At 39.4% G+C, this 12,179-nt stretch carries 8 protein-coding genes and 1 pseudogene; 4 read left to right on the forward strand and 5 right to left on the reverse strand.

The genetic code is table 11. From position 1 onward, the window contains the following. The first annotated feature begins 466 nt into the window (after positions 1-466). On the forward strand, positions 467-925 hold the full coding sequence (locus tag H6F62_RS18515; protein WP_137909655.1) for a peroxiredoxin: 459 nt from the start codon (positions 467-469) through the stop codon (positions 923-925). 87 nt (positions 926-1,012) lie between these two features. Here H6F62_RS18515 and raiA read toward each other — a convergent pair whose 3' ends face one another. Beyond that, complete coding sequence (gene raiA, locus H6F62_RS18520) at positions 1,013-1,657, reverse strand: ribosome-associated translation inhibitor RaiA (protein WP_137909656.1); 645 nt, start codon at positions 1,655-1,657, stop codon at positions 1,013-1,015. Between the two features lie 635 nt (positions 1,658-2,292). Here raiA and lipB point away from each other — a divergent pair. Both lipB and H6F62_RS18530 read left to right on the forward strand, forming a co-directional pair. Then, entirely contained in the window at positions 2,293-2,985 is a 693-nt protein-coding gene (gene lipB, locus H6F62_RS18525) for a lipoyl(octanoyl) transferase LipB (protein ID WP_190372674.1), read from the forward strand. A 76-nt stretch (positions 2,986-3,061) separates the two neighbouring features. Beyond that, a complete protein-coding gene (locus H6F62_RS18530) occupies positions 3,062-4,552 on the forward strand; it encodes an ABC transporter permease subunit (RefSeq protein ID WP_190372675.1) in 1,491 nt (496 codons plus the stop codon). An 88-nt stretch (positions 4,553-4,640) separates the two neighbouring features. Here H6F62_RS18530 and H6F62_RS18535 read toward each other — a convergent pair whose 3' ends face one another. The 3 genes from H6F62_RS18535 to H6F62_RS18545 form a co-directional block, all read right to left on the reverse strand. Then, positions 4,641-4,835 (reverse strand): hypothetical protein, encoded by a 195-nt coding sequence (locus H6F62_RS18535; protein WP_137909659.1) that lies wholly within the window; start codon positions 4,833-4,835, stop codon positions 4,641-4,643. A gap of 15 nt (positions 4,836-4,850) precedes the next feature. Then, the gene (locus H6F62_RS18540; RefSeq protein ID WP_347238723.1) at positions 4,851-5,261 is read right to left on the reverse strand and encodes an NB-ARC domain-containing protein; all 411 of its coding nucleotides are present in this window, start codon (positions 5,259-5,261) and stop codon (positions 4,851-4,853) included. Between the two features lie 71 nt (positions 5,262-5,332). Further along, on the reverse strand, positions 5,333-5,626 hold the full coding sequence (locus H6F62_RS18545; protein ID WP_190372677.1) for a helix-turn-helix transcriptional regulator: 294 nt from the start codon (positions 5,624-5,626) through the stop codon (positions 5,333-5,335). A gap of 293 nt (positions 5,627-5,919) precedes the next feature. On the opposite strand from H6F62_RS18545, the gene H6F62_RS21105 reads away from it, so the two are divergent. After that, entirely contained in the window at positions 5,920-11,064 is a 5,145-nt protein-coding gene (locus H6F62_RS21105) for a calcium-binding protein (protein ID WP_190372678.1), read from the forward strand. Positions 11,065-11,955: 891 nt separating this feature from the next. On the opposite strand, the pseudogene H6F62_RS18555 reads toward H6F62_RS21105, so the two are convergent. Continuing rightward, a pseudogene (locus H6F62_RS18555) lies at positions 11,956-12,179 on the reverse strand (hypothetical protein); the annotation flags it as partial.

Here is a 12,179-nt window from a genome sequence, read left to right on the forward strand (position 1 = left end):
AATCCTCCTCCTCATCCTGTACATCCTTTAATCAGTTGACAGTTGACAGTTGACAGTTGACAGGAAACAAAACGCAAAAAAACCGCGAAAAATTTTATTTTCAGGTGTTGACAAAGGATTTGAAATATGTTATCATCATCTTGATAAGGAAGAACTATCTGAAATTAGGTGACAGGTGACAGGGAACAGGGAATAGCTTTTTGAGTAGGGTGTGTTAGCGATTAGGTAAAAACCTTGTGTGTAGGATAGCGATAGCGAAGCGCTGCTGCAAGCAGTTCGCTATATAATATAGTAAGTTCAGCTTGTGCGGGCAAGATGCCCGCACCACAAGAGTTTTATTTTATTATTAATATCTGTACTTGAGGTAAAGGCTTTGGAGGTAGGATAGCGATAGCGAAGCGCTGCTGCAAGCAGTTCGCTATATAATAGCGTAACGCACCATTTTAAATCTTTTTATTTTTTCAATATGTCTATCAAAGTTGGAGATACCGCACCTAATTTTAACCTACCTGCCCAAAATGGCAAAAATGTCAGCCTGGGAGATTTTCGTGGTCAAAAATCCGTTGTCCTCTATTTTTATCCCAAGGATGATACACCAGGATGTACTATAGAGTCTTGCGCTTTTAGAGATCAATATGAAGTGTTTCAAGCTGCGGGTGCTGAAGTTATCGGTGTGAGTGGTGACTCTAGCAACTCTCACAAAAACTTTGCCAATAAATACAATTTACCTTTTACACTTTTAAGTGATCAAGGTGATAAAGTACGAAAACAATACGGTGCAACCACCGCTTTTGGTCTCATTCCTGGACGAGTCACATACCTGATTGACAAAAATGGTATTGTTCAATATGTATTTGATTCCATGTTCAACTTTAAAGGCCACGTTGAAGAAGCATTAAAAACTCTCCAACAGTTGCCAGCTTGAGATACTTTACAACAATCTCCTTTGCATAAACAACATGGCGGAGACGTTTCATGAAACGTCTCTACCCATGAATAATTTAATCAGACTCTATTTAGAGTGCGACTTTTCTGCAACCCCAATATTGGCGTTAGCTGATTTGCCATTTCTGCCGTTAGCATGACCGTTATTGCGAGGTTGAATTACCCCATAACCGCCGTGGTTACGTTCATAAATAACATTAATCTCGCCTGTTTCCGCATTATGGAACATATAAAAGTCATGTCCCACCATTTGCAGTTGTTCCTGGGCTTCTCCCACTGTCATGGGAGGCATGGAGAAGTATTTGGTGCGAACCACCTCTTGGGGTAATTCTGGGGTGCGATCGCCTATTAAATCCGCTGCAACGCTCTCTGGCGCTACTGCTTCGTTAGTTGATATAGGTTGGGTTTTATGATCCTGTCTTTTTTCTTTATATTTCCGCAATTGCCGGGCAATTTTGTCTGCAACTAGGTCAATACTTGCGTATAAGCTTTCGCTGCTTTCTTCCGCCCGGATAATGCTACCATTAGCATAAATAGTTACTTCCGCCGCTTGTTTTGTACTAATGCGGGGATTGCGAGCCACGCTCAAATGGACATCCACTTCATTGGTGATGTTCTGAAAGTGATTAACCGCCTTTTCAATTTTTTGATGCACATATTCCCGGATTGCATCAGTGATTTCAATGTTTTTACCGTGGATGACAAGTTTCATGTAAACTCTCCCGCTCAATATTATATGTGATGTTTTTGGGTAGGAATAGAGATTGCGCTAATGTCTATCACTGCTACCGACACAAGTAACCTATTTTTAAAACACTGCTCTGTTCCCCATGTTTCTCCCATCTTCAAGTTTGCGCTATTCATCGTCTTAATTTTAGTTTTTATCCTTTACGACGATTCCCAACTGGTTGTTAAGCAATGGGCTGTTCAACCAAAACTATGGAATTAAGCAATTTGAGATCTGGCTTACTACCAACTACTTCTATGTAACTTTAGAAACATAGGAGTACATACTCTTGCTCTCGTCCCTTGGTCTTGTTCCCCATTGTATAGAAAATGTGACCACTTTGGGCGGTTTGATCCTGATTGATGCAAATCAATTCTGGGAACATCATCAGTCAGCGTCATTGGTTTCTCTTGTCTAGGCTTGATACTTCTGGCAAATTCCTCCCAACACCATTGAGGTTATATATTCAAACTAGCACTTTATTGGTTGTAAAGTATTTTTCCTTGACGTTACTTTAAAATCCTTTGCATACCTTGACATTTGTTCTCGATATTTTCGGTCAAGTGAGCGCTATATATGTCCAGTAAGGCAGTTAATCTTTTTATTTCTCCCGTTCCCTGATGATTGATAACACTCAATTTCCACCGTACCGTTGTTTACTATATAATCCTGGTTTAATACCATACATAACTGCTCATCAGTGGCAGCGATCGCTAGTTACTGAGCGTATTCATAACTCGGAATTAGATGATGTACTGATTTTGCTGGAACATCCCCCTGTTTATACTTTGGGGACCGGATCAAACCCCGAATTTATTAAATTTAATCTTGACAAATGTAACTATGATGTGCATCGCATTGAAAGAGGTGGTGAGGTTACCTATCATTGTCCGGGACAATTAGTCGCTTATCCAATTTTAAACTTACGCCGTTATCGTCAAGATTTGCATTGGTACTTACGCCAACTAGAGGAAGTATTAATTCGCGTTTTAGCACATTATGATTTGCCTGGGGAACGTATCGCTGGTTTTACTGGTGTTTGGTTAGAAGGATACAAAGTTGCTGCTATAGGTATTAAAGTTAGTAAATGGATTACTATGCACGGTTTTTCCTTAAATGTTTGTCCCGACATGACAGGATTTAATCACATTGTCCCCTGTGGGATTGTGGATAAACCAGTCCGTAGTTTAGCCGCATGGATTCCTGATCTTACTTGTCATCAAGTGTCCTCTGTAGTCAGTCAGTGTTTTAGTGAAGTATTTAATGTCAAATTAGTTGCAGCTAAATCAGAAAAATTAGGGAATAGGGAATAGATAAAAGTCTTTTGCTGTATATTATTCAAGTCTATACTAATTTATTTAACGTGCAAATTATACTCTAGAGGAGAAAATGGTAAAATTTGATTTTGGTCGTTTATGTGTGCTGATGACCTTAATTTGTGGTTTATTAGTTGGTTGTAGTGGAAACATACCTCGAAATCAAATTATCCGAGTAGCTACTGAACCTACATTTCCACCTTTTGAGTTTCAGGGTAAAGACGGAGAATTAGCAGGTTTTTCGATTGACTTAATGAAAGCTATAGCTACTGCGGCTCATTTCCAAGTAGAATTTCAGAGTTTACCTTTTGATGGCATTATTCCAGCACTGCAAGCTAAAACCGTAGACGGTGCTATTAGTTCCATGACTATCACCCCAGAAAGGGCGAAAACAGTCGCCTTTTCCCGTCCTTATTTTAAAGCAGGTTTAGCGATCGCTGTTCGCAGAGATAATCAAAATATTACAAATTTTCAAAGTCTGCAAAATCACAAAATTGCTGTCCAAATTGGCACAACTGGCGCAAAAAAAGCTGAAACTGTCACAGGTGCAGAAGTTCGCAGTTTTGACTCTGCACCCTTAGCCCTGCAAGAATTGCAAAATGGTAATGTTGATGCAGTTATTAATGATGCACCAGTGACTTTATATGCTATTAACACAGGTAATTTGCAAGGAATTAAAGTTATCCAACAACTACTAACTGAGGAATTTTACGGAATTGCAACAGCTAAAAACTCTCTTTATTTACCTTTGATTAATCAAGGTTTAAGTACAATTTTAGAAAACGGTAAATATCAACAAATTTATCAAAAATGGTTTAAATCCACACCGCCAATATTACCAGAAAGATTACCTAATGCAAATCAGAATCCAAATAAAATTAATTCTTTGATTGTATTTTGGCAATCTTTACCAACTTTATTAACTGGTGCATTAGTAACATTGCAATTAGCATTCATTTCCGGTTTATTCGGTTTAACTAGCGGTTCTTTGATGGGGATAATTCGTCTTTCTACAATTAAACCTTTGGGGTTTTTAGCTAGGGCTTATATAGACTTTTTTCGAGGTACACCGTTATTAGTGCAGATATTTATGATTTACTTTGGTTTACCGGCGATTTTTCAAGAAATCGGTTTTAATTTGACTTTAAATCGCTTTATAGCTGGAGTAGTTGCGTTAAGTTTGAATAGTGCAGCTTACATTGCAGAAATTGTGCGCGGGGGAATTGAATCAATTGAAAATGGACAAACAGAAGCAGCTAAATCATTAGGTTTAAATCCTCTACAAACGATGACTTATGTAATTTTTCCCCAAGCATTTCGGCGCATGATTCCACCTTTAGGAAATGAATTTATTAGTTTATTAAAAGATACGAGTTTAGTCGCAGTCATTGGGTTTGAGGAATTATTTAGAAAAGGACAATTAATTGTTTCTGAAAACTATCGCGCTTTAGAAATTTATGGGGCTGTGGCTGTAATTTACCTGTGTTTAACTTTGATTTCCTCTCAATTTTTTAGTCAGTTAGAAATATGGATGAACCCCAACAGTAAAGAAGATCTAAAATAAGATAAAATAAGATAAAATAAGAGCCATGAGTTCTATTCGCTCAATCGTATTTTATAGCGTTTCCCAGTCTAATGAAGTACACAGCAATTTATTCCCTGTTCTCTGCTAGAAATTTGCCAATATCACCATTAAATAATTTCATGATCGCATTAACAACTATTTTAATTTTTAAAGGATTATTATCACATAAATCACATAGTTCATATTTTTGTTGTTCTGTCCCCAATAATTGTTTTGATTGTATCAAAGAAAACGCTACTTCTAAAGAACCAAACAACTTCAAAGAACGTACTGAGGATTACCAATTTTTCAGTAAGCTGAATGCAGTAGGTTGATTTCGACTGGTGAAAATTAGACAGCTTTGATGATTAGTTTCCGCAATTATTTGGATAAAATAATTATACTGGCTATCATACTTCCTATTAAATGCGTATAAATATGTTTCTAAGTAATCCAAAATAATCAGACAACGATAAGCACGCAAATAATGAATAACTCGATTAATGTCGGGTTTAATTTCCTTGTGATGGGAAATAAAAGAAAGCATATCAGTGATCATCTCATCAAAAGATAAGACAGTAAGCACAGAACGCCAAAAAACGTAATCAAATTGATCTTGAATTTGTTTTGCTAGTTGGGTGGCTAAAGTTGTTTTTCCAACTCCACCCATACCGAATAATCCTAGTAAGCGACAACCATCTTGTAAAATTCATGACTGTAATTGTGTCAGTTCTTGGCTATATCCGTAAAATTCTGAAATATCAATTGCAGTTCCCCAGTCTAAGAATTGATTCGCATTTGCATTTGTTTTTTTTTGCGTATTTCTGCGTATGCAGTGGGGTTATATATTACTTCAATATTGGTAGAAATTTCTTGCCAATCTAGATTTAATAGACGACACATTCGTTCAAAAGTATGATAAATAACAGGTTTACCGGTCAGGAAATTACTAATTGTAGATACGGATAATCCTGTATCACGAGCTAAAACTCTTTGATTAGGGTATCCGTTGTCTGTGACTGCTAATTTTACTTTGGCAATGCAGTCATGACAAACTCTCAATGATCTTGGCATTGATTTTTGTTAAGTAGTTATTCACCTGATTAAATTCCACAGACTATGGTTCATTTATATGGTGGGATTCTGGTATTTTACGCAATTACCCATAACTTTAATTGTCTTTTTCCACGCTAATACATCAAGTAAGTAAATATCAACTATGTACTTTAGGGCTGATTTGTCATCTATCTTTAGATAGATACTTAAACCATATTGGTTTTTATTCGATTACAAAATTAGTACAAAACTATGTCGCGGGTATGATAACATTGAGAAAATAACCATTCACAATACACAGGTTTATCTCCATGCCAACTTCAACTTTCAGTAACACTAACCCCATCTCTATTGCAGACAGCGGGGAAAGCATCATCAATGGTGATGATAGTAATAACACCCTTGTGGGTACTACAGGTAATGACACTATTAATGGTCTTGGTGGCAATGACTCTCTCAATGGTGGTGCGGGTAACGACACCCTCAATGGTGGTGCGGGTAACGACACCCTAATCGGTGGTACAGGTAATGATACTTACGTTGTAGATAGCACCACTGACACCATTACAGAACTTGCCAACGAGGGTACAGATACCATTCAATCTAGTGATACTTACACTATTGCGGCTCTTGCTAACGTGGAAAACCTGACATTAACAGGAACAGCAGCCATTAACGGTACTGGTAACGCGGGTAATAACGTCATTACTGGTAACAGTGGTAATAACACCCTTGACGGTGGTGCGGGTACAGATACCTTAATTGGTGGTTTAGGCAACGATATCTACATTGTAGATAGCACCACTGACACCATTACAGAACTTGCCAACGAGGGTACAGATACCATTCAATCTAGTGATACTTACACTATTGCGGCTCTTGCTAACGTTGAAAACCTGACTTTAACAGGAACAGCAGCCATTAACGGTACTGGTAACGCGGGTAATAACGTCATTACTGGTAACAGTGGTAATAACACCCTTGACGGTGGTGCGGGTACAGATACCTTAATTGGTGGTTTAGGCAACGATATCTACATTGTAGATAGCACCACTGACACCATTACTGAACTTGCCAACGAGGGTACAGATACCATTCAATCTAGTGATACTTACACTATTGCGGCACTTGCTAACGTTGAAAACCTGACTTTAACAGGAACAGCAGCCATTAACGGTACTGGTAACGCGGGTAATAACGTTATTACTGGTAACGGCGCTAATAACACCCTTGATGGTGGTGCGGGTAACGATACCTTAATTGGTGGTTTAGGCAACGATATCTACATTGTAGATAGCGCCACTGATACCATTAGTGAACTTACCAGCGGTGGTACAGATACCGTTCAATCTAGTGTTACTTACACTATTGCTGCTAACGTGGAAAACCTGACATTAACAGGAACAGCAGCCATTAACGGTACTGGTAACGCGGGTAATAACGTTATTACTGGTAACGGCGCTAATAACACCCTTGATGGTGGTGCGGGTAACGATACCCTTGACGGTGGTGCGGGTACAGATACCTTAATTGGTGGTTTAGGCAACGATATCTACATTGTAGATAGCGCCACTGATACTATTACCGAAAATGCCAACGCAGGTACAGATACCATTCAATCTAGTGTTACTTACACTATTGCGGCACTTGCTAACGTTGAAAACCTGACTCTGACAGGAACAGCAGCCATAAACGGTACAGGGAACGCGGGTAATAACGTCATCACTGGTAACGGTGCTAATAACACCCTTGATGGTGGTGCGGGTAACGATACCCTTGACGGTGGTGCGGGTACAGATACCTTAATTGGTGGTTTAGGCAACGATATCTACATTGTAGATAGCGCCACTGATACTATTACCGAAAATGCCAACGCAGGTACAGATACCATTCAATCTAGTGTTACTTACACTATTGCGGCACTTGCTAACGTTGAAAACCTGACTCTGACAGGAACAGCAGCCATAAACGGTACAGGGAACGCGGGTAATAACGTCATCACTGGTAACGGTGCTAATAACACCCTTGATGGTGGTGCGGGTAACGATACCCTTGACGGTGGTGCGGGTACAGATACCTTAATTGGTGGTTTAGGCAACGATATCTACATTGTAGATAGCGCCACTGATACTATTACCGAAAATGCCAATGAGGGTACAGATACCGTTCAATCTAGTGTTACTTACACTATTGCTGCTAACGTTGAAAACCTGACTTTAACAGGAACAGCAGCCATTAACGGTACTGGTAACGCAGGTAATAACGTCATCACAGGTAACAGTGGTAATAACACCCTTGATGGTGGTGGTGGTGCGGGTACAGATACCTTAATTGGTGGTTTAGGTGATGATATCTATATTGTTGATATCGCTACTGATAGCATTACCGAAAATGCCAACGAGGGAACAGACACCATTCAATCCAGTTTCACCTACTCTATTGCTGCTGCTGCCAGGACGAACATCGAAAACCTGACCTTAACAGGAACAACAGCGATTAACGGTACGGGTAACGCAAGCAATAATATCATTAGGGGTAATAGTGGTGATAACACCCTCAATGGTGGTGCGGGTAATGACACCCTTGATGGTGGTGCAGGTACAGATACCCTAATTGGTGGTTTGGGTAACGACACCCTTGATGGTGGTGCAGGTATTGATGCCTTAATTGGTGGTACAGGCGACGATATTTACATTGTTGATAGTAACACTGACATTATTGCGGAAAATGCCAATGAAGGTACAGATACAATTCAATCCAGTGTCACCTACTCTATTGCTAACAAGACCAACTTTGAAAACCTGACATTAACAGGAACAGCAGCCATTAACGGTACGGGTAACGTAGCTAATAACCTCATCACGGGTAATAGTGGTAATAATACCATCAATGGTGGTGCAGGTAATGACACCCTTGATGGTGGTGCAGGTACAGATACCCTAATTGGTGGTTTGGGCAACGATATCTACATTGTTGATAGCACCACTGATACCATTACTGAAAATACCATCGGTGGCACAGATACCATTCAATCTAGTGTTACTTACACTATTACGGCTGCTAACGTGGAAAACCTGACATTAACAGGAACAGCAGCTATTAACGGTACAGGGAACGCAGCTAATAACGTCATTACTGGTAATAGTGCTAATAATACCCTCAATGGTGATGCTGGTAATGACACCCTTGATGGTGGTGCAGGTACAGATATCCTAATTGGTGGTTTGGGCAACGATATCTACATTGTTGATAGCACCACTGATACCATTACCGAGAATGTGGGAGAGGGTACAGACACCATTAAATCTAGTGTTACTTACACTATTTTGGCCGCTAACGTTGAAAACTTGACATTAACAGGAACAGCAGCCATAAACGGTACTGGGAACGCAGGTAATAACGTTATCACTGGTAACGGTGCTAATAATACCCTCAATGGTGGTGCTGGTACAGATACCTTAATTGGTGGTTTAGGCAACGATATCTACATTGTAGATAGCACCACTGACACCATTACTGAACTTACCAGCGGTGGTACAGATACCGTTCAATCTAGTGTTACTTATACTATTGTGGCTGCTAACGTTGAAAACCTGACTTTAACAGGAACAGCAGCCATTAACGGTACTGGTAACGCGGGTAATAACGTCATCACTGGTAACGATGCTAATAACACCCTTGATGGTGGTGCGGGTAACGATACCCTTGACGGTGGTGCTGGTACAGATACCCTAATTGGTGGTTTAGGTGATGATATCTACATTGTAGATAGCACCACTGACACCATTACTGAACTTACCAGCGGTGGTACAGATACCGTTCAATCTAGTGTTACTTATACTATTGTGGCTGCTAACGTTGAAAACCTGACTTTAACAGGAACAGCAGCCATAAACGGTACTGGTAACGCAGCTAATAACGTTATTACTGGTAACGGCGCTAATAACAGCCTTGATGGTGGTGCGGGTAACGATACCCTTGACGGTGGTGCTGGTACAGATACCCTAATTGGTGGTACAGGTGATGATATCTACATTGTTGATAGCACCACTGATACCATTACCGAAAGTGCCAACGAGGGTACAGATACCATTCAATCTAGTGTTACTTACACTATTGTGGCACTTGCTAACGTTGAAAACCTGACATTAACAGGAACAACAGCCATAAACGGTACAGGTAACGCAGCTAATAACGTCATTACTGGTAACGGTGCTAATAACAGCCTTGATGGTGGTGCGGGTAACGATACTCTCAATGGTGGTGCTGGTACAGATACCTTAATTGGTGGTACAGGTGATGATATCTACATTGTAGATAGCACCACTGACACCATTACTGAACTTACCAGCGGTGGTACAGATACCATTCAATCTAGTGTTACTTACACTATTGCGGAACTTGCTAACGTGGAAAACCTGACATTAACAGGAACAACAGCAGTTAACGGCACAGGGAACGCAGCTAATAACGTTATTACTGGTAACGATGCTAATAACACCCTTGATGGTGGTGCGGGTACAGATACCTTAATTGGTGGTTTAGGCAACGATATCTATGTTGTAGATAGCACCACTGATACTATTACCGAAAGTGCCAACGCGGGTACAGATACCATTCAATCTAGTGTTACTTACACTATTGTGGCTGCTAACGTCGAAAACCTGACATTAACAGGAACAACAGCCATAAACGGTACAGGTAACGCAGCTAATAACGTTATTACTGGTAACGGCGCTAATAACAGCCTTGATGGTGGTGCGGGTAACGATACCCTTGACGCTGGTGCTGGTACAGATACCTTAATTGGTGGTACAGGTGATGATATCTACATTGTTGATAGCACCACTGATACCATTACCGAAAGTGCCAACGAGGGTACAGATACCATTCAATCCAGTGTTACTTACACTATTGTGGCTGCTAACGTGGAAAACCTGACATTAACAGGAACAACAGCCATAAACGGTACAGGTAACGCAGCTAATAACGTCATCACAGGTAACAGTGCTAATAACACCCTTGATGGTGGTGCGGGTAATGACATCCTCACCGGGGGTCTGGGAAAAGATACTCTAACTGGAGGGTTGGGAGTAGACCGTTTTGACTACCGCACTTTAGCTGATTCTCTTTTCGGTAACTTTGATGTGATTACTGACTTCAATGCTAATGCTGGCAATGATTTGTTCCTTGTTACTACTACCAACAGCGGATTCTCTAATGCCGGAACTGTGACAACACTTGATGCAACCGGAATTGCAGCTCAGTTAACTACTACTGCTTTTACAGCTAACTCTGCTGCTCAATTTACCTTTGGTACTGGTACTAATACCCGTACCTTTGTCGCTATTAATGACGCTACCGCAGGATTTAATGCCACTACGGATGCCATTATTGAGGTGACAGGTTTAACTGGTACTTTAGGAGCCAATAACTTTACCACTACCTTAGCGTAGCTTCTGGTATCATGTAGCTGAACCACGTTGTAGAGACGTTTCATGAAACGTCTCTACATCATCAAATTATCCTGTGATTGATGAGATATGATCAAGATTCAATTATTAATAACCGCACATTAGACAATTTAAACGATTTGATAATATGGTGCGTTACTAATCGCTAACACACCCTACATACCATAAGTTAACCTATTTGTCAATGGTATATTTGTTCTAATAGTTAAAGTACATGATTTGCTGAATAATTTTTTCCCAATTGACTCTTTCAAACCACTCCTAATTTGTAAAGTTTTGTATATTTTTTCAAAATTGATCTCTGAAACGACTATAAATAAAGACTTTTACAGATCATCTTTTGAGCAGGGTAGAAAATTGACAATAGTAACCCAATTATGAAATTCTCAATAATTCTAGCAAATCGCCGAAAGTATTGCAAGCTCGTTGCTAAATAAAAATTATTCTCAATTAATTGTTAAGAAAATCTCAAGTTGAATTTTCCTAAGTTCTGAATATTAAAAGTATTATAGATTTTATATAAGTTTTAATTATGATTTATTGTGAACTCAGTTATAAGTAGTGATAACGGAAACAATAAACTCAAAACGCACCAGGAAAAGAGGATTTTATAGAGATGATTTAGAATTATATATGTATTAGCCTTTGTAAAGCGATCGCTTTTAATGATTTACGTGGACTTGATTAGGTTGAAATCCTGAATTTTTTGCTAGTTTGTATAGCCGTGATTTCTAGGCACTCAATCATATTTTATATTGGTTTGAGCAAACCCTACTTATTACAGCAGTTCCCTATCTTATGAAGTACAAATATTAATAATAAAACTCTTGTGGAGCGGCCATCTTGCCTGCACAAACTGTACTTCACTCAAGCTCAACTTGCTGTATGTGTGAGATATTTGTCAATATCACCATTAAATAATTTGATGATCGCATTAACAACTATTTTAATTTTTAAAGGATTATTATCACATAAATCACATAGTTCATATTTTTGTTGTTCTGTCCCCAATAGTTGTTTTGATTGTATCAAAGAAAACGCTACTACTAAAGAACCAAACAACTTCAAAGAACGTACTGAGGATGACCAGTTTTCCA

Source organism: Anabaena sp. FACHB-1391, assembly GCF_014696755.1.
In the GTDB taxonomy this organism is placed as follows: domain Bacteria; phylum Cyanobacteriota; class Cyanobacteriia; order Cyanobacteriales; family Nostocaceae; genus Dolichospermum; species Dolichospermum planctonicum.